Raw genomic sequence first — 17,310 nt, 5'->3', positions numbered from 1 at the left:
CCAGGGCAGCAGCGGATGGACCTGTCAGCGCCTCAACACACAGAGCGCATACGGCGTGAGAGAGATCGATCCCCGACATCGCCGGCGCCGCCGCCCACGACCGGCGTAACGCGCGTCGCGCAGACCGAACGAGAGCATCGGCACCAGGGCGAACGCCGCCACCGGCGCCGCCGGACCGGCATCCGCCGTCCGCGGCAACGCGACGCATTCCTCATGGTCCGGATCCGTCGGCGTGTCCTGGTCGCTGTGGCAGCCGGGCGCGCTGGCCGGAACCGGTTCACCGACCGGATGCTCATCGGCGCCGTGCGCCGCATCGTGCTCATGGGCGCCGTGGGCCACATCGTGATCGTCGGTGGCCACGACCAGTGGCTCGACCGACGCCGCAGGCTGAACATGCTGATGTTCACCGATACACGGCAGCGCGTGCATCGCCAGGTAGGACAGGAAAACGCCCAGCACAAGCACAGCACGAGCGAACCCGCTCGCACGCCGAACCCGCGCCTGGCCTCTCACAGTTACAACAAAGTACCGACTCGGTAACGCCATCACCGACCAGGGTGGCCCGGCTCACCCGATCACACCGCTACAACGCACGAGTAGCCCTTCGGCGGAGGTGGCGAGCGACATCTCCGATAGTTGACTCAACATATCGACGGACGTTAGTTTGTTGGGTATGAGCGATGACCGCTGCGACTTGTTGTGTATCGACTTCGACCATGCCGAGGCGCTGCGTGCCGCGCTGCCCACGGCTGAGGAGGTCGCGTTGCGCGCGGAACGGATGCGGGCTCTCGGGGATCAGACCCGGTTGCGGATCGCGCATGCCCTGCATGTGGGCGAGGTGCTGTGCGTGTGTGACCTGGCGTGGATCGTCGGATCGTCCCAGGGGTTGGTGTCGCATCATTTGCGGCAGCTGCGGTCGGCGGGTCTGGTCGATTCCCGCCGCGATGGGAAGCTGGTGATGTACCGGCTCAACCCGACCGGGCACCATCTGCTCGACGCGGTGGCCGGCACGCTCGCGCAGGAGGAACCGGCGTGAGCGACCTGTGCTGCGACACCGGCGACAGCCACGCCGACGACCGCGAAGCCGAAGCGCCGCAACGACTCTGGCAGGTGCGCGAGCTTCAACTCGCCGCGCTGTCCGGTCTGCTGTTGACCGCGGGGTTCGTCGTGGGCTGGCTGGGCGCGGGCACTGCGGGGATTGTGCTGCATCTGGCTGGAGCGGCGGTTGGTGGCGCGACGTTCGTGCCGGGCACGGTGCGAGCGTTGTGGCGGCGCCGGATCGGTGTCGGCACGCTGATGACCATCGCCCTGGTCGGGGCGCTGATCCTCGGTCAGTTCGGTGAGGCCGCGATGCTGGCGTTCCTGTTTTCCATCAGCGAAGCGCTGGAGGACTATTCGCTGGCCCGCACCCGCCGCGGTTTGCGTGCGCTGCTGGCGCTGGTTCCCGAGACGGTGACCGTTGTGCGTGGTGGCGCCGAGGTGACGATCGCGCCTGCCGAACTCAGGGTGGGCGATCAGATGGTCGTGCGCGCCGGTGATCGTGTCGCCAGTGATGGCGTGGTGGTCTCCGGCCGGTCGAGTCTCGACACGTCCGCGATCACCGGCGAATCGGTTCCGGTGGAAACCGGGCCCGGTGCCGAGGTGTATGCCGGGTCCATCAACGGCACCGGGGTGTTGACCGTCGAGGCGACGGCGACCGTCGCGGACAACTCGCTGGCCAAGGTCGTGCGGGTGGTCGAGGACGCGCAGCAGCGCAAGGGCGCCCGTCAGCGCCTGGCCGACCGGATCTCCCGCCCGCTGGTGCCCGCCATCATGGTCCTCGCCGTGCTCATCGGCGGGCTCGGCGCGATCTTCGGTGATCCGGCGACGTGGATCGAGCGGGCCCTGGTCGTGCTGGTCGCCGCCGCGCCCTGCGCGCTGGCCATTTCGGTGCCGGTCACCGTGATCGCCGCGGTCGGCGCCGCCAGCCGACTCGGTGTGCTGGTCAAGGGTGGCGCCGCCCTGGAAACCCTCGGCGCCGTGCGCACCGTCGCGCTGGACAAGACCGGCACCTTGACCCGCAACTCCCCCGCCGTCACCGAGATCATCGCCGTCGACGGCCACAGCACCGACACGGTCCTCGCCGTCGCCGCCGCGCTGGAAGCCCGCAGCGAGCACCCTCTCGCCGCCGCGATCCTCGCCGCCGCACCCGATGCGGCCCCCGCGGACGAGGTGATCACGGTTCCTGGCGCTGGGCTCGAAGGCACCGTCGACGGCATCCAGGCCCGGCTCGGCAGACCGAGCTGGACCGACCCCGGAACCCTCACCGACGAGGTGCAGCGGCTCCAGGACGGCGGCACCACCGTCGCGGTCATCGAACGCGGCGGCACGGTGCTCGGCGTGGTCGGCATCCGCGACGAACTCCGCCCCGAAGCCCCCGAAACCGTCGCCGCCCTGCACGCTGCCGGTCTGCGGGTCGTGATGCTCACCGGCGACAACACCCGCACCGCGGCCGCCCTGGCCGAGCAAGCGGGTATCACTGATGTCTATGCCGAGCTCCGCCCGACCGACAAAGCCGACCACATCCAACGGCTCGGCGGCGGCGCCAGCGGGTCGGTGGCGATGGTCGGCGACGGCATCAACGACGCACCGGCCCTGGCCACCGCCGACGTCGGCATCGCCATGGGCGCCATGGGCAGCGATGTCGCCATCGACACCGCCGACGTCGCCCTGATGGGCACCGACCTGCGCCACCTGCCCCAAGCCTTGGCCCACGCCCGCCGCGCCCGGATCATCATGCTGCAGAACATCGCCCTGTCCGCCGCGATCGTGCTGGTGCTCGTCCCCCTGGCCGCACTGGGAACCCTCGGGCTGGCCACCGTCGTGTTCATCCACGAACTCGCCGAAGTCTTCGTCATCGGCAACGGCGTCCGCGCCGGACGACTGCGCCCCCTGCGCGGTGCCCCGGCACCGGACACCGTTGCAGCGCAACAGATTCCGGCCGACCCATCAGCGGAAACCACCGACGGCTGCGCGTGCTGTTCGCCCACACCGCCGGTCGCACAGAAGACCGCCACCACGATCCCGCTCACCGTGAAGAAGCCGTGACGCGCCGGGATAAGACTGCACGGGCCGCGGTCTACGGCGCCGCGACGGCCCGAGGCGGGACGCGTTCGTCGCAGGACTGGCCCGGGTCGACCGCCAGGACCACGACGAGCAGCTCGCGCAGGGCTCGGGCCAGGTGCGGGTCGGCGAGTTCGTAGCGGACCTGACGGCCCTGATACGTGGCCAGCGCGAGGCCACAGCCGCGTAGACAGGCCAGATGGTTGGACACGTTCGACCGGCTCAGCTCCAGCCGCTCAGCCAGCTGCGCCGGATAGCCCGGCCCTTCCAACAGGGCCAGCAGAATGCGGCAGCGTGTCGGGTCGGCGAGAGCGCGGCCGACCCTGGCGAGGGCCGCTTCATGCGTTTCAGACGTCACCACGCGTAGAACTGTACAGCGCCTGCTGTTGTACAGTGCGCCGTGAATAGTCCAGTTCGCCGGTTTTGCCCCTTGTGGAAGCGCCTCCGGCTCCCGTGGGATTGAGGATGATGACGCGCAATCTGAAGGTGACGATCGTGCTGGCCGCGGTGGCCACGCTGGTGGTGGCGATCCTGCTGGTCGCGACCCGTCCTGACAGTGCTCCGGCACCCGAAGCCGCCGCCGATGGCACTCCCACCGTGCCGGCGGAACTACTGGTGCGCGAGGACAGCCACCGCTTGTCCACCGCGCCCGACGGCAAGGTCACCCTGGTGGAGTTCCTCGATTTCGAGTGCGAATCCTGCGGCGCCGCCTATCCCGCGGTCGAGCAGCTGCGAAAGACTTACGCCGGGCGCATCACTTATGTGGTGCGGTATTTCCCGATCGCCAGCCACCCCAACGCGCAACTCGCCGCGCAGACCGCGCAAGCCGCCGCGGCACAGGGCAAGTTCGAGGCCATGTACACCACGCTGTTCGACAACCAGGCCGAATGGGGCCACCAGGAAACCCCTCAGCGGGACCGCTTCCTCGACTACGCCCGCCGGATCGGACTCGACGTCCCTCGATTCCAGGCCGACTGGGACGCCGCCGCGACGAACGACCGCATCAGCCGCGACCAGGCCGACGGCCAGCAAGCAGGGGTAGGGGTCCAGGGCACGCCGACCTTTTTCCTCAACGGCAAGAAACTGACGATCCGCTCCCTCGACGATCTCACCTCGGCCGTCGACGCGGCCCTGGCCCAGTAGCCGCGTCGATGTCTTCCACAGCGACCAGCACCGACGCCCCCGACACCGCGGTGCCGACGTTCGCGCGTACCGTCGCCTGGATCCTGACGATCGGCGGCGCGGTCGGTTCGCTGGCCGCGACACTCCTGCTGATCGAGAAGGTCGCGCTGCTTGCCGATCCCAGCTATATCCCCAGTTGCAGCCTCAACCCGATCCTGTCCTGCGGTTCGGTGATGAACACGCCCCAGGCTGCGGTGTTCGGGTTTCCCAACCCGATCCTGGGCGTACTCGGCTTTCCCATCGTCACCACGATCGGCGTGCTGCTGCTCGCCGGATCCCGGGTGCCGCGCTGGGTCTGGCTCGGACTGCAGCTCGGCGCGACGTTCGGCGTGGTGTTCGTGCACTGGCTGTTTGTGCAGAGCGTGTACCGCATCGGCGCGCTGTGCCCGTACTGCATGATCGTGTGGGCCGTAACCATCCCGATCTTCTGGTACACCACCCTGCACAATCTCACCGCCGGCCACCTCCCGGCCCCGGGACCGCTGCGCCCGGTCACCACGGTCCTTGGCCCGATACCACAGTGCCGTGTTGACCCTGTGGTTCATCGTGCTGATTGCCTTGATCGGCCAGGCGTTCTGGACGTTCTGGTCCAGCCTGCTCAGCTAGACGCGATCGCGGGCAGCCGTCCGAGCATCGGCAGGAATCGCCCCGCGCGGGCGGCATAGTCGCGATAAGCCTGACCGTGCACGACGAGGAGATACGGCTCCTCAACCCGGCGCACCTGGAGCTGCACCGCGAGCAGCAACGCGACCAGACCCGCCAGCGCGAGCACGTTCGGCGCAAGCAACCCCAGCCCGAGCGCGGCGGTGACCATCGTGGTGAAAATCGGGTTCCGCACCCACGCGAACGCCCCACCGGTCACCAACTCGGTGCGCTCGGCGGCTTCGACACCGATCCGCCACGACCGCCCCATGCTCTGCTGCGCCGCCACCGTCGCCCCAATCCCGCCCAGTGCGAGAACCAGCCCCACCACCTGGATCCACGCCGCATCCAGGACGCCGACCGGACTCAGCACGCCGGTCCATTGCAGCCCCGGCGCCGCCACACCGACTACCACCGCCACGACGAACAACACGCCACCCCACCAGTCCGCCGATCTCGGATTCCCGCTGATACCACGGAATCCGGCCGAACCCGTCGCCCGCCACTGCATGACACTGCGCACCCCGAACGCCAGCACCAGAAACGCTACGTACAGGACCAGCGCGAGTACCGCCATCGGACATCCCTTCCCCAGACAGTTCACCGTTTACTGTAGTACAGCAATCGATGAACTAACAGGTTTCCATTGAGCTCGGTCCGATAGCGACGACGGAGCAGTGCGCGGAGGCGGCGACCGGCCTCGTGAATCCGCCCGGCCACACGTCAGCAGCCGGGACCGCTGGCCGTCACCGGGCACAGGCGGTGGCACTCAGCTACGGCGAGGGCAGTCGGGCGGCGAGGGTGTCAAGGCCGGGTCCGTGGAGGTCGGCGAGGGCCGCTGGACGTCCCGCGATCGCCATCAGCAGTGCTTCACCTGAACCGGTCACCTCGGGGCCTTGCCCGAAGTCCCAGTCGATGTCGATCGCGACGAGCCGTAGCCCGCGAGTATTGCGGCGCGCGGGCAGCGTGGGCGCCCGCACCGCCATCTGCAATGCCGCGACGAGTCGTTCGGGCGGAATCGACCGTGGCTGCTTGAGCGAGCGCCGAATGTCCTGATGGTGGATCAGACCGTCGGTGAGGGCGATGGCTCCACCGAATCCCGCGGTCAACCCGCGCGGCAGGGCATACGCCCGGACCAGAGCGATCAACTCAGATGGAGAGCGAGTCACGTACTCGCGCACTCCGACTGAGTTGACGTTGCCCGGTCCGAGCCATCCCTTGACGAAACGTGCCACCAATTGTGGCCGGCTCAGTTCCTCGAAGCTGATCACATGGGCGACCACCTGGTGCGCCGTCCAGTCCGAGCACAGCGTCGGTGCTTGCCAGTCGTCGGTGGCAAGGGTGTCGAGGAAGTCGGCCAGGTCCTGTCGCTCGGCCTCGGCCAGGGACATGACGTCGGTGCGGCTCATGCGCTGGCGGCCAGGTCCTGTCGCTCGGCCTCGGCCAGGGACATGACGTCGGTGCGGCTCATGCGCTGGCGGCCAGGTCGGCGAAGCGGCGCAAGTACAGCGGCCAGCCGCGGTCGTCGGCGACGCCTTCGCGCGCGCCCTGCCACCCTGCACCGTGGCGGTCCAGGTGTCGGTGTTCCAGTTCCACCCGGGTCCGGTTCGGCCCGTCGGCCAGGAAGCGGACCTCGACCTCGCTGCACCGGTCGGGGTCGGTCTCGATCTGCCACTGCGGCGTCAGGTCCCAACTGATCACGAACCGCTGCGGCGGCTCGAACACGAGCACCCGCGCCCACCGGCACACCGATCCGTCCTCGCCGCGGTCATAGACCGATCCGCCCACACGCGTCTCGAACACCGTCTCCACAATCGGAACAGCCAGCAGGTTCTGCTCGCGAGGCTTGATCCGGTCGAACTGCTCGGTGAACACCGCGAACGCTCGCTCAACCGGCACGGCAACGGTGATCTCCTGCCGCACGGTGGTCTCGGTGGATGCCGTCATGACCTAGTCCCCTTCCTCGTCCGCAAGCTGTTTGAAGTTCTCCAACGTCTTGCCCCAGAAGCGATCCAGCTCCCCGCGCAGCGCCGCCAGACCCTGCGGGTCGACCTCGTAGATGCGCCGCGTGCCTACCGGCCGGTCCCGGACCAGGCACGCCTGTTTCAGCACTCGCAGGTGCTGCGAGACCGCCGGCCGACTGATCGGCATCCCGTCGGCGATCTCGGTGACTGACTGCGACCGTTCGGTGAGGCGCTCGAAGATCAGCCGGCGACTCGGATCCCCGAGCGCCGTCCACGGATCAACCGCGTAAGCCACCACTAACGTAAGCCAATACTTACGTTAGCGAGGCGTCAAGGGCGTGTTACCCGGCTTACGCAGGTCCGATACGCACGAGTTATGCCCACCGGGAACGCGCAGCACCGCTCCCCACAGTCTCTGGCGTGCCATGCGAGGCACCCGGCGATGCGTTCGCTGATTCCCGCCCGTACCTGTGGGCGACCGAGTCACAGCGGGCGATGCAATGTCATCTCGAACGGCGCAAACGAGTGCGCCTGATACAACGACATGGCGGTGTCATTCGCGGCGAACGCGGTGACAATCGCCTGGTTCGCCCCATGATCGTCGGACCACCGCAGGAATTCTGCGATCAGCGCGGATCCTGTTCCTTGCCGACGGTGATTCTCGGTGACGCGCATGCTTTCCAGAATCGCAGTGACCGCATGCGGGCGAAGCGGGTTGCCGCGCTTCAGACGATCGACAAGATGGCCGATGATCACCCCGGCGGCATCGTCGTGCTTCGCTAGCAACACCAAGGAATCCGTATCGTTGATGGCACCAGCGTAGAACGCGGCACCGTGACGGTCGGGCCAACTGGTGTCCATATAGGGATCGTGGGTTCCACCGTCCTCGGCGAACAACGCCGCCACCGAGGAAACAAGGGCATCAACATCGGATGTGACGGCGTGCGTGATACGTATCGTCATGAATCACACGCTAGCGGTTTCCATTAATCCTGAAAATATCGAATTTTCCCGGACAAATCTGCTAATTAATTCGGTCGGTTGATTACGCGAGCCGCGTCAGTCGTGGACGGGTAGCCGCGCAGTGGCGCTCGACTATGCCGCGCTAAGGAGCGCGGCGAGTACCCGGCGCGACGTCGCCGGAGCCGCCCGCCCGCCCCAACCAGAGTCGAGTTTACTGGCAGCATCTCCCGTGAACTGGCTGGTTCGCGTAAGACGGGAAGGGAAACCGGTGGCAACGAACGATCCAAGCCCTACCTTGGCCGGGCAGCAGCGGACACATTGGGACAGAACCTATCGGCAGCACCCGGAGATGTATGGCGAGGTGCCGTCGCAACCGGCGGTGGCGGCGGCCGAACGGTTCGGCACCGCCGGTGCGAGCCGCGTGCTGGAGCTCGGGGCCGGGCAGGGCAGGGACGCGTTGTTCTTCGCCCGGAACGGGTTCTCGGTGACCGCTGCGGACTTCAGCGCCATCGGACTCGACTCGCTCGCAGCGCGTGCTGCCGCCGACGGGCTGGACGGGCGGGTCCAGACGATCGTGCACGACGTGCGTACCCGGTTGCCGTTGTCGGAATCCAGTGTGGACGCAGTGTTCGCGCACATGCTGCTGTGCATGGCAATCTCCACCGAAGAGATTCAGGCGCTGGTCAATGAGATCGAGCGGGTCCTGGTTCCGGGCGGGGTACTCGTGTACACGGTGCGCCACACCGGCGACGCGCACTACGGCGCCGGCATCGAGCACGGCGACAACATCTTTGAGAATGGCGGATTCGCGGTGCACTTCTTCGACCGCGCCCTGGTCGACACCCTCGCGGACGGTTGGGCACTGGACGAGGTACACGCATTCGAGGAAGGCGAGTTGCCGCGCAGACTGTGGCAGGTCACCCAGACCCGCCCGGCGTAGTCGCGATGCCGCGCACGTGGAAGGAGAACGGGGTCTTCGCGGCGGGCATCAGGAACTGGTCGAGGTCGATGATGTGAACCCCGCACGGTGAATGGCGGCGAGGGTGTCGCGGCCCAGGCGGCATCCACCGGCGAGGTGTGGCCAGATCGTGGTGTCGAGGGCACGTTGCACTCGGGCCAGGCCAGCGGTGCCGGCTCGGACGTGTTCGAGGAATCGGAGCTGCCCTCCGGGGGTGAGCACCCGCCGCGCATCGGAGAGCACCTCGTCCTGACCGCGCACCGAGCACAGCACCAGGGACACGACCACGGCGTCCACCGACCGGTCCGGGATGGTCAGGTGTTCGGCGTCGCCGTCGGCGACCTCAACCGGCACCGGCGCACCCGCCGCCTGCGCGGCGGCCAGCACCCTCAAGTGGGGCTGTGGCTCGACCGCGAGAACGCGCGTGACTGTGGGCGGGTAGTGGGCGAAGTTGACGCCATGGCCGGCCCCGATCTCGACGACCTCGCCGGTGAGCCCGGTGAGGAGCGCGGTGCGACGCTCGGCCATGCCCGCCTGGTCGAGGGCGCGGCTCATCGCCGGGTACAGCCGTCCGAACAGCCGATGCTTCGTCATCGTGGTCACCACCTGACCGGCAGTGCGGTGAGCCCGCCGGTCAGAGTGTTCCGATGCGTCCGCAGATCGTGAACCGGTACCGCAAGCCGGATGTCGGGAAATCGCGGTATCAACTGGGAGAACACCGCGCGCAGTTCCATCCGCGCAAGCGGGGCGCCGATGCAGTAGCGCAGGCCGTGCCCGAATGTCAGGTGCGGGGCGTCCCGGCGCGTGACGTCGAACCGATCGGGATTGGGGAAGTCGGCGGGATCGTGGTTGCCCGCGCTGGTGTCGAGCAGCACCAACTCGCCCGCGTGGATGGTGACGCCGCCGATCTCGAAGTCGGCGCGGGCATAGCGCGGAATGCCACCACCAGTTTTGCCCGGAGCGCGCAGCATTTCCTCCACGGCCGACCCGACGAGGTGGTGGTCCTCCAGCACGGCATTGCGTTGGTCGGGATTGGTGAGCAGCAGCAGTGCGCCGAGTCCGATGTGGACGACGGTGGTCTCGTGCCCGGCGAACAACAACGACATCGACAGGGCGGCGATCTCGTCGTCGCTGACTCCGTCGGCCTCGCAGAGCCGGCTGATCACATCGTCACCAGGATCGGCACGTTTGCGGGCGACGAGGTCTTTGCCGTAGCCGAACAGATCGGCAAGTCCTCGTTCGGAGCGGGCACGCTCGCGAATGTCGGCGGCCGCCCGGGTCCAGGACCGAAAGCGGTCGCGATCGGCATACGGCACACCGAGTAGCTCGCAGATCACCAGGATCGGCAACGGCACCGCCACTGCCGCAACCAGGTCCGCGGGATGCGGCCGGTCGGCGAACTTGTCAAGCAACTCCGTCGTGAGTGTCTCGACGCGGGAGTCCAGAGCGCGCATGCGTTTCGGCGTGAACAGCGGTTGCAGCAGGGCCCGCATCCGGGCGTGGTCGGCGTGCTCGGTATCGAAGTCGCCCATCGGCCCGCCGAACAACGCCGACTCACCGGTACGGGCCGCGGTCTCCGGCACCGGATGCGAACGGCCCAGTCGCTCGTCTGCGAGAAGATCGCGCACGAGCGGGTAGCTGGTGATCAGCCACGCCTCGTCGCCGACCGCGGTATGCACCCGGTGCACGGCGCCTTCGGCCTGCAGCGCGCTCAGCACCGGTGCGACGTCGACCGGACCAGGCTGCTCGAACGGCAACCATATCGCAGCACTCATGACCATCCCCCTGATGTTCACTCACGTGTGTTTACCTTGAAGTAAACCACAGTACTTGTATACTCCCACGTAAACAAGATGGAGGTGCTGATGAGCCCGGAGCAAAAGTCGGCAACCGTGCGGCTACCACGGGCCGAACGCCGGGAGCAGATCCTCGCCGCGGCGACACGGGCATTCGCTCGCGCCGGATTCGCCGCAACCGGCCTCGACGACATCGCCACTGAGGCCGCCGTGACCCGGGTACTCCTCTACCGGCACTTCGACTCGAAGCCCGACCTGTACCGAGCAGTGCTTGATCGGGCATGCACCAGACTCGCAGCCACTGTCGGCGACGACGATTTCGACGAAGACACCATCCAGAAGATGCTCAACGCAGCGGCCGACGACCCGGACGGATTCCGCCTGCTGTTCCATTACGCGGCAAGAGAACCGGAGTTCCGCGACATTATGGACGCACTCGCCGCCAACTCCACCGAAGTCGCAGGACGCAACCTCACCGGACGAATCCCGGACGGCCCGTGGGCCAGATGGGCCGCACGGCTGCTGCCCACAGTCACCATCGAGGCCGTCATCGCCTGGCTCGACGCCGGCCAACCCGACCCCGACAACGCCGCCGAACGAATCGGCCACGTCGTGCACGCCGTCATGCAAGCCGCAAGCCCCAGCGACCGCGGATTTTCGCCTAGCCCGTAATCCGATCGGCGGATCGTCGTGGTCGCGGAGGAGCCGATCCGTCGCTCCCCCGTGCAGTCCCACCTCATCGAGGCCGAGGAATTCGACTTACAGGGCGGACGTCGCGCGAAAGCCGGAGATCGTCAGCAATGCGGCAGTCATAACTGGTTCCCGAAGGTTATTGGTGTTCCGGGCTTAGTGCCCTGGATGCCCAGGGCGTGTGGCTGATGATTGGTTGCCGCACGGTGGCTCCAAGGGAATGGCCTCCCTCTTCAGCCTGCGTGGCGACGGCCCCTCGCGCGCCTTCTACGACAAGAAACGCGGCGAACGACGCATTCAAACCCAAGCCCTGCTCGCCCAGACACGACGACTGGTCGACGTACTCTGGGCCGCGCCAACACCGATCACCTCGACAGCTTGACACGACCATTGAGATTCCTTTCTGCGAACGTGGTGCCGGGCATGGCTTGTAGCGCCGGACCGCGTCGAGATCGAGGCCTCCATTGACTTGAGGTCAAGAAGGGTTGAACTCGTCGTGTTCACCGCTGCCCGGAGTCTGACCTGCGCACGGTGGCGGATGGCACGCACATTGTCGACGGGGTACCGAGGGCTTCGGAGGTCTCCGCAGATGAGAGGCCGACGGCGATAGGTGGGGCGACGATCTGCTGCTGCACTCGAGGAAGGGTGCCGAGCATGCGGCATAGACGCTTGCCGAGATCGACGTTCAAGGTCGCTGTCACCCCGCTGCCGGAAATTTCAAGCCAACTCGATCGAGCGACCAGGACGCCATCCGCCGCCAACGGGGCTCAGCGTTGAGATTGCATGCCCGTCCCGGTCATAATCCAGAAGTAGGGTGCTGTTCTCGTCCTGCCGCGCCAGAATGACAGTTTGAGCATGTTTGGCCAGATCGTTATCGCCCTGGCGTAGCATAATCGCTCCCGTTCGCGAATTGGTCGTTACCACCACACGGGAGGGCAGCGATGACGCCAGACGACGAGCCGACAGATCAAGGTCTGACGAAGGCGGAACTCGAGGACTACGCCCTCAGTGGCGAGGCTGGCGGCGAAGAAGGCATGGGGTCTGACGATCCGTTCTTCGTCTCGAAGCAAGCATCCGCGGTCTTTAAACACAAACTTCTGAAGACCTACTTCCCTAAGTTTGTGGGGAAGGCAGGCTCAACGGAGGCCGATAGGCGGCTAGCCTATGTCGACACCCACGCAGGTCGCGGTGCATACGACGACGGCACCGCAGGGAGTCCGCTGCTGGTGGCACAAGACGTCTCGGAAATGCAGAAGCTTCGACGTATCGACTGTTTTTTCGTCGAGGCCCGCAAAAGTAATCACGACCACCTGCGGCAGCTTCTCACTGACAACATGCCAGCCGGAGCTCATTGGATTACACGCCGTGGACGGGCAAGTGACCACCTCCAGGAGGCCCTGGCCTTTGCTGGCAATTCACCCCTCTTCATGTTCGTTGACCCGTACGGTCTAGGCCCCACGTTCGAAGAAGTCGCGTCCGTTCTCAATCGCCCAAGACAAGGTTATGGGCGTAAGACCGAGGTTCTGCTGAACTTCATCGCGATGGCGTTCAGCCGCGCCGGCGGTTACCTGCGGCGGGCCGCCCGAAGCCCTCAGCAGGAGAACACACTCTTTCGGCTCGATGCCGTACTCGGTGGGGACTGGTGGCGAGAGATCTACCTGTCATCTGACTCGACCGCACCAGCCATCGCACAAATTGCGCGCGGCTACGCTCAGCGACTTCAGCTCAAGACCAACTGCTCAACAAGCCTAATCCCGGTCAGAGACCGGGCCCACAAGCAGCCTCTCTACTGGCTCGTGCACTTCACTCACCACCCAGATGGCGTCTGGTGGATACGAGAAGCCGCCGCCCGAGCAGCCGCCGAGTGGCGCCGCTACTGCAGTCCCCCGCCCAACACCGTCGAGGACAGCCTGTTCTCCATCACAGACCCGTTCCCAGCCGAAGAAGAGGCTCGCCAATCATCGTGGGTGGACATCATCGAACGCCGGACCCGGAACCTCCTTACCGAACGCGGACGCATCGACCTTCCCCAGGACGCCTATGTCCTGTTCGGCCCCGACACGTTCGGGCAGGCATGGGACAAGCACCTACGACAAGCGCTGTCCCGCCTCTATCGGGACGGCATTCTGGAACCCAGGCCGTACGCCAAGGACATCAACACGTACCGCGGCCACCGACTCCACGCGCAGCAACGAACCAGCGTTGAGGTGAAGGCCAGCGACCTGTAACGTAAAAATGAGCACTCTTTGCGTTGACAGTGTTACGGTGTGTCGTTGTAGGGGGTTGAGCGTGCCCGTTGACGGCCCAGTGCCTTGGAAACGAGCAGACCACACAGGGGCGAAGCACGACATCTATCGCCGATACCTTGAGCGATGGTTCCCGATCTTGCTGCGCGGTACCAACGCCTACAAGTCGGCCACATATGCCGAAGGCTTCGCCGGCCCGGGCGTCTACGAGGACGACCACCCAGGCTCGCCGATCATCGCCATACAAGCGCTTCTTGAAAAGGTACCCAACCCTGACCCCATCGTGAAAATGATCTTCATTGACGATGACGTCAGGTGTACAGAAATGCTCCGCGAGCAATTGACACGCAGGTTTCCCGAACGCCCGCGAAGCAGCGAAAAGCTGCCGATCAAGATCAAAAATGGCACGTGCGCGGAAAGCCCTCGAACCCCAACTCAATTCCATGAACGCCTGGGGACAGCCAATACTCGCTGTGCTCGATTCCTGGGGTAACGTCCCCGTCACCTATCGACTACTGCAGCGCATCGCTCACAACCCGTCATCAGAGGTCATCATCACTCTCGGCACACAACACTTCATTCGCTTCGTCTCCAAGATGGGCCCAGACGCCGACGAAGTCTTCGGCGGTGATCCGAACTGGCGGCAGATCGACTCGATGGCCACTGTCCAGGCGAAACGGCAACACATCCTCACGTGCTACCGGAAGACTCTCTCCAAAGCCGGTTTCAAGTTCCTGCTCGACTTCGAACTGATCGACGTGCGCGGCGAGTCCCTCTACCTGGTCTTCGGCACAAATCACCGTCGCGGCCTCGAGAAGATGAAAGATTCAGCCTGGGAGGTCGACCGGGTCTACGGCGTCGGCTTCCGTGACCCTCGCGACGAGCAAGCCGAAACTCTGTTCGAGTTGGCCGACCCCGTGCTGTCCCCCCTAGGCCGGCTACTAATCGCCAGGCTGAAGCACGCCGCCGCGGACGGGCTCAGGGTCGAGACCCTCCGCGATTTCGCGCTGTTCGAAACGGTCTACCGACCTCAACATGTCATCCAAACGCTGAAGAACCTCCGGCAAGAAGGGTTGATCGAGAGCGACCGACGAGGTTTGTACCGCGGCAGCATCGTCCGCCTCACAAGCTCGCTCACCTGACGTTCACGGCAAGAGAACGTCGCGTAGGCATCCCGTCGTGGGTACGACCGTCCAGCTCTCGCCCCAACGACTTGGGACGAATACCGCCCCACTGCTTGTGAAAGAACGGAACGTCGAGATCTGTGCACGCGTCGCGGATGCCACGAACCCAAGCGGTATCGCACGGCCGCGCCCGCGGACCGGACTCACCCCCCGTGATCACCCATCCAATTCCCGACAGCGACAACCCATTTAGCGGACCAAGCAGGGGCTCGGCTGATATGAACCTGACCGCTGCAGGGACCTCACGCAAATGGTCAACGCGATAAAGTTGCGACTCGTCTTCGACCGACACGCCCATCCACAGATTCGGTGGCCAGCTCAGACGGTCTGCGAACCGCCGCAGTCTCAGCGACCGCTTCGTCAGCATCTGATATGTGTGCTGAGGGGTATCGGCGATGACCGCAAACACGTCCCGGATGAACCCAATCGGCACCTTTGCGTGGAACAGATCCGACATCGAGTTGACGAAAACAAGCCGCGGCTGCCGCCACCGGTACGGCAACGCCAACGCATCCTGATGTACTGCAATGCCAAACCCAGGCCCCGACGTACTCGGGTTACCATCTGTTTGATATTTCGTGGCCCCCATCGCCTTCAACCGCTTGGCGAGCGCGAGGGCATAGCAGTTATCGCAGCCTGCCGACACTCGATCGCAACCTGTCGTCGGGTTCCAAGTCGCCTCCGTCCATTCGATCGAACTGCCGTCAGCCATGCCGCCACTCCTCATTCAGATCAGGACCGAACACTAGAGGCACAGGGCACCATGCCCACCGAGTACCCCTACTCATCCCCTCTTCGCTTCACCACCCGCCAACTGCGACAACCACCCTGAAATTAGAACGAACGTTCGAATAGTGCAAGAGCGACGGTCACCTCATCCCACCTAATGTGGCAGCGGCGCCCAGAGACTCGAGCGCGTCGTTCCCTACGGGGACAGACAGCTGCCAGTCATTGGACATGACACCCGCGCTAGTCATGCCGGTCGATCGGGCATCGCAAGGCGACCACCATCGCCATGGACAGCGTGCTCGCGGCCCGCACGGACGGTGCGCATCAGCAGGCGCGAGCGTTCCGCTCCCAAGCCGAAGAACCGCATCAGGGTCCGCCGCTATTCGGCGCGGACGGGCTCGGCGAAGGCGTTGCAACAGCAGTTTCCTCGGCCATGGAGCCGCGGACCAGAGCCTCGGCCAGGATCAGCAGCCCGCCAGGCAAAACCGGTGTGATAGCCGCAGGAGTCGCACCGGGGATTCGAACGCACACAATGCTCTGGAACTTCGTCGACGGCCGGTCACGTGAACACGCGTCCTGCGCAGAGATTCCCACTCGGACGCCAGTGTTGGCGATGCTCATCAGCGTCGCTCAGGAAATGACATCCGAGCTGCCGTACCAGTGGATCGGTCAGCGCTAAGCGAACTGAGGCCGTTTGCGTAGCGCGACTCGGTACTGAGCGTCGACCATGCGGAACACCACTGCTCGGCTGCGGCGCCCACCGTCCGGGCACCGGAACGGCGACCAAACTAGACAGCTAAATCGCCCCTAGCACCCTAACGCGAAAGCCCAGACCTCTGGCCTGCGCTTTGCTCCCTCGGTTGGACTCGAACCAACAACCCTTCGGTTAGTTAGTTCGTTGTAGCTGGGCTATTCCCGGAGAGTTCTCCGGGCGAACGACCCTCACCAGAGTGCGTGAGGTCCGGGCGGCGATCCGGAGCTGCTTCCTGAGATTCTCCGCCGAGATCGGGCGCCCATGGCGTCGCCAGTGGTCGGCGTCCGCTTGCCGAGCCCTCTCGACGAGTTCCTCATCGAAGTGACCGGTCCGGCTGGGTTGGACTCGCGCCTTTTGATCACCCTGCAACGCCGCAGCCCGCGCGATTGGTTCCACGCCCCTCTCCGCCGGCAGTGTCGACGGCGGGCCGGAAGTCTGTGCTGATCCGAGGTCGGCACTCGCAGCGCTCAAGGCACGAAGGAGGCCGGGACCTGCTTCTGCCCACCCAACCAACAGGAGCGGCCGACCGCGTCGAATGCCGCCTTACCCCACTGGCCAGAACACACCGGATCGGCAACGTTCAACAGCAGCGTCACCACGCTCGCCCCGAGCAGCAGACGACGTGCCGGCCGTAGCACCTCATCACTTGCCCCCGACAAGGCCAGGTGCCGTGTACCCACGAGCAACCCCAGCACCGTCAGATCAACAGCCGGCGCCACCAGCGGCGCTACGAACGCGGGTACCTGCAGCTTCAACGCCAGATTCAACACGTTCCCGAACCCGAAGAGAAAAGTGAGCCCGATGACCAGCCCCATCGTAACCGTGACAAACCGAGCAACCGCCTGCGAACTGGCAGTCACGACGAACTCCCAAAGCCCGGAAGCTCGAAACTCGCCTCGACCACCAACGTACCCGTGAAGAGTCCCTGGTCAGCCCCGTTCCCATCCTTTGGTAGTCCCGCCGAGGGCACAACTGTGATGTCTCAGGACATCGGCGACAGTCGGACCGACGAAGTGTCGGTTCGGCTGTTGTTATGTGTGGGGTCGGCGGGTGGGCCCTTTGGGGGCTCCGGTGGGTTGGTAGTCGCGTCTGGGGTTGAT

The 17,310-nt window shown here is 65.5% G+C and carries 20 protein-coding genes and 1 pseudogene; 10 read left to right on the top strand and 11 right to left on the bottom strand.

The features are described from left to right. Positions 1-24 precede the first annotated feature (24 nt). Positions 25-465 carry a hypothetical protein gene (locus CFN78_RS28830; RefSeq protein ID WP_133116430.1) on the bottom strand — a complete coding sequence of 147 codons (441 nt, stop codon included), beginning with the start codon at positions 463-465 and terminating at the stop codon, positions 25-27. A gap of 208 nt (positions 466-673) precedes the next feature. Here CFN78_RS28830 and CFN78_RS23610 point away from each other — a divergent pair, with 208 nt between their 5' ends. Next, positions 674-1,036 carry an ArsR/SmtB family transcription factor gene (locus CFN78_RS23610; RefSeq protein ID WP_094865079.1) on the top strand — a complete coding sequence of 121 codons (363 nt, stop codon included), beginning with the start codon at positions 674-676 and terminating at the stop codon, positions 1,034-1,036. Then, the gene (locus CFN78_RS23605) at positions 1,033-3,087 is read left to right on the top strand and encodes a heavy metal translocating P-type ATPase (protein WP_094865078.1); all 2,055 of its coding nucleotides are present in this window, start codon (positions 1,033-1,035) and stop codon (positions 3,085-3,087) included. The genes CFN78_RS23610 and CFN78_RS23605 overlap by 4 nt, the downstream gene beginning before the upstream one ends. A 31-nt stretch (positions 3,088-3,118) precedes the next feature. Here CFN78_RS23605 and cmtR read toward each other — a convergent pair whose 3' ends face one another. Further along, positions 3,119-3,463 carry a Cd(II)/Pb(II)-sensing metalloregulatory transcriptional regulator CmtR gene (gene cmtR, locus CFN78_RS23600; protein ID WP_094865077.1) on the bottom strand — a complete coding sequence of 115 codons (345 nt, stop codon included), beginning with the start codon at positions 3,461-3,463 and terminating at the stop codon, positions 3,119-3,121. Between the two features lie 107 nt (positions 3,464-3,570). Here cmtR and CFN78_RS23595 point away from each other — a divergent pair, with 107 nt between their 5' ends. Together CFN78_RS23595 and CFN78_RS23590 are read left to right on the top strand one after the other, a co-directional pair. Further along, complete coding sequence (locus tag CFN78_RS23595; RefSeq protein ID WP_240519651.1) at positions 3,571-4,245, top strand: DsbA family protein; 675 nt, start codon at positions 3,571-3,573, stop codon at positions 4,243-4,245. Positions 4,246-4,253: 8 nt separating this feature from the next. Beyond that, complete coding sequence (locus tag CFN78_RS23590; protein WP_240519650.1) at positions 4,254-4,949, top strand: vitamin K epoxide reductase family protein; 696 nt, start codon at positions 4,254-4,256, stop codon at positions 4,947-4,949. Here the strand turns inward: CFN78_RS23590 and CFN78_RS23585 are convergent. From CFN78_RS23585 to CFN78_RS23565, 5 genes are all read right to left on the bottom strand, one after another. Then, positions 4,883-5,503: a methyltransferase family protein gene (locus CFN78_RS23585; RefSeq protein WP_094865075.1), complete on the bottom strand. Its 621-nt coding sequence runs from the start codon at positions 5,501-5,503 to the stop codon at positions 4,883-4,885. The two genes, CFN78_RS23590 and CFN78_RS23585, sit on opposite strands and share 67 nt — an antisense overlap. A gap of 196 nt (positions 5,504-5,699) precedes the next feature. Then, positions 5,700-6,335 (bottom strand): maleylpyruvate isomerase family mycothiol-dependent enzyme, encoded by a 636-nt coding sequence (locus CFN78_RS23580; RefSeq protein ID WP_094865074.1) that lies wholly within the window; start codon positions 6,333-6,335, stop codon positions 5,700-5,702. Positions 6,336-6,393: 58 nt separating this feature from the next. Beyond that, positions 6,394-6,873 carry an SRPBCC family protein gene (locus CFN78_RS23575; RefSeq protein ID WP_094865073.1) on the bottom strand — a complete coding sequence of 160 codons (480 nt, stop codon included), beginning with the start codon at positions 6,871-6,873 and terminating at the stop codon, positions 6,394-6,396. Positions 6,874-6,876: 3 nt separating this feature from the next. Then, the gene (locus CFN78_RS23570) at positions 6,877-7,185 is read right to left on the bottom strand and encodes an ArsR/SmtB family transcription factor (RefSeq protein WP_094865072.1); all 309 of its coding nucleotides are present in this window, start codon (positions 7,183-7,185) and stop codon (positions 6,877-6,879) included. 188 nt (positions 7,186-7,373) lie between these two features. Then, positions 7,374-7,853, bottom strand: coding sequence for a GNAT family N-acetyltransferase (locus CFN78_RS23565; protein ID WP_094865071.1), 480 nt, complete (start codon positions 7,851-7,853; stop codon positions 7,374-7,376). A gap of 229 nt (positions 7,854-8,082) precedes the next feature. On the opposite strand from CFN78_RS23565, the gene CFN78_RS23560 reads away from it, so the two are divergent. Beyond that, positions 8,083-8,793 carry a class I SAM-dependent methyltransferase gene (locus CFN78_RS23560; RefSeq protein WP_240519649.1) on the top strand — a complete coding sequence of 237 codons (711 nt, stop codon included), beginning with the start codon at positions 8,083-8,085 and terminating at the stop codon, positions 8,791-8,793. A gap of 48 nt (positions 8,794-8,841) precedes the next feature. Here the strand turns inward: CFN78_RS23560 and CFN78_RS23555 are convergent, their stop codons facing one another. Beyond that, on the bottom strand, positions 8,842-9,405 hold the full coding sequence (locus tag CFN78_RS23555) for a class I SAM-dependent methyltransferase (protein WP_240519648.1): 564 nt from the start codon (positions 9,403-9,405) through the stop codon (positions 8,842-8,844). 5 nt (positions 9,406-9,410) lie between these two features. Beyond that, the gene (locus CFN78_RS23550; protein WP_094865281.1) at positions 9,411-10,586 is read right to left on the bottom strand and encodes a cytochrome P450; all 1,176 of its coding nucleotides are present in this window, start codon (positions 10,584-10,586) and stop codon (positions 9,411-9,413) included. Positions 10,587-10,664: 78 nt separating this feature from the next. On the opposite strand from CFN78_RS23550, the gene CFN78_RS23545 reads away from it, so the two are divergent. From CFN78_RS23545 to tcmP (CFN78_RS29935), 5 genes and pseudogenes are all read left to right on the top strand, one after another. Then, entirely contained in the window at positions 10,665-11,279 is a 615-nt protein-coding gene (locus CFN78_RS23545) for a TetR/AcrR family transcriptional regulator (RefSeq protein WP_205660628.1), read from the top strand. A gap of 238 nt (positions 11,280-11,517) precedes the next feature. Next, a pseudogene (locus CFN78_RS23540) lies at positions 11,518-11,679 on the top strand (IS110 family transposase); the annotation flags it as partial. 559 nt (positions 11,680-12,238) lie between these two features. After that, the gene (gene tcmP / locus CFN78_RS23535) at positions 12,239-13,525 is read left to right on the top strand and encodes a three-Cys-motif partner protein TcmP (RefSeq protein WP_094865069.1); all 1,287 of its coding nucleotides are present in this window, start codon (positions 12,239-12,241) and stop codon (positions 13,523-13,525) included. 7 nt (positions 13,526-13,532) lie between these two features. Beyond that, on the top strand, positions 13,533-14,036 hold the full coding sequence (tcmP, locus tag CFN78_RS30375) for a three-Cys-motif partner protein TcmP (protein WP_420807920.1): 504 nt from the start codon (positions 13,533-13,535) through the stop codon (positions 14,034-14,036). Continuing rightward, a complete protein-coding gene (gene tcmP / locus CFN78_RS29935) occupies positions 13,987-14,685 on the top strand; it encodes a three-Cys-motif partner protein TcmP (RefSeq protein WP_240519647.1) in 699 nt (232 codons plus the stop codon). The genes tcmP (CFN78_RS30375) and tcmP (CFN78_RS29935) overlap by 50 nt, the downstream gene beginning before the upstream one ends. Here tcmP (CFN78_RS29935) and CFN78_RS23525 read toward each other — a convergent pair. Together CFN78_RS23525 and CFN78_RS29930 are read right to left on the bottom strand one after the other, a co-directional pair. Further along, positions 14,678-15,439 (bottom strand): DUF5131 family protein, encoded by a 762-nt coding sequence (locus CFN78_RS23525; RefSeq protein WP_094865068.1) that lies wholly within the window; start codon positions 15,437-15,439, stop codon positions 14,678-14,680. The genes tcmP (CFN78_RS29935) and CFN78_RS23525 overlap by 8 nt on opposite strands. 1,238 nt (positions 15,440-16,677) lie before the next feature. Continuing rightward, the gene (locus CFN78_RS29930) at positions 16,678-17,070 is read right to left on the bottom strand and encodes a hypothetical protein (RefSeq protein ID WP_240519646.1); all 393 of its coding nucleotides are present in this window, start codon (positions 17,068-17,070) and stop codon (positions 16,678-16,680) included. Positions 17,071-17,310 lie beyond the last annotated feature (240 nt).

The sequence above is a fragment of the Amycolatopsis antarctica genome (assembly GCF_002262875.1).
GTDB lineage: Bacteria > Actinomycetota > Actinomycetes > Mycobacteriales > Pseudonocardiaceae > Amycolatopsis > Amycolatopsis antarctica.
This window is presented reverse-complemented; position numbering and strand designations above follow the sequence as displayed.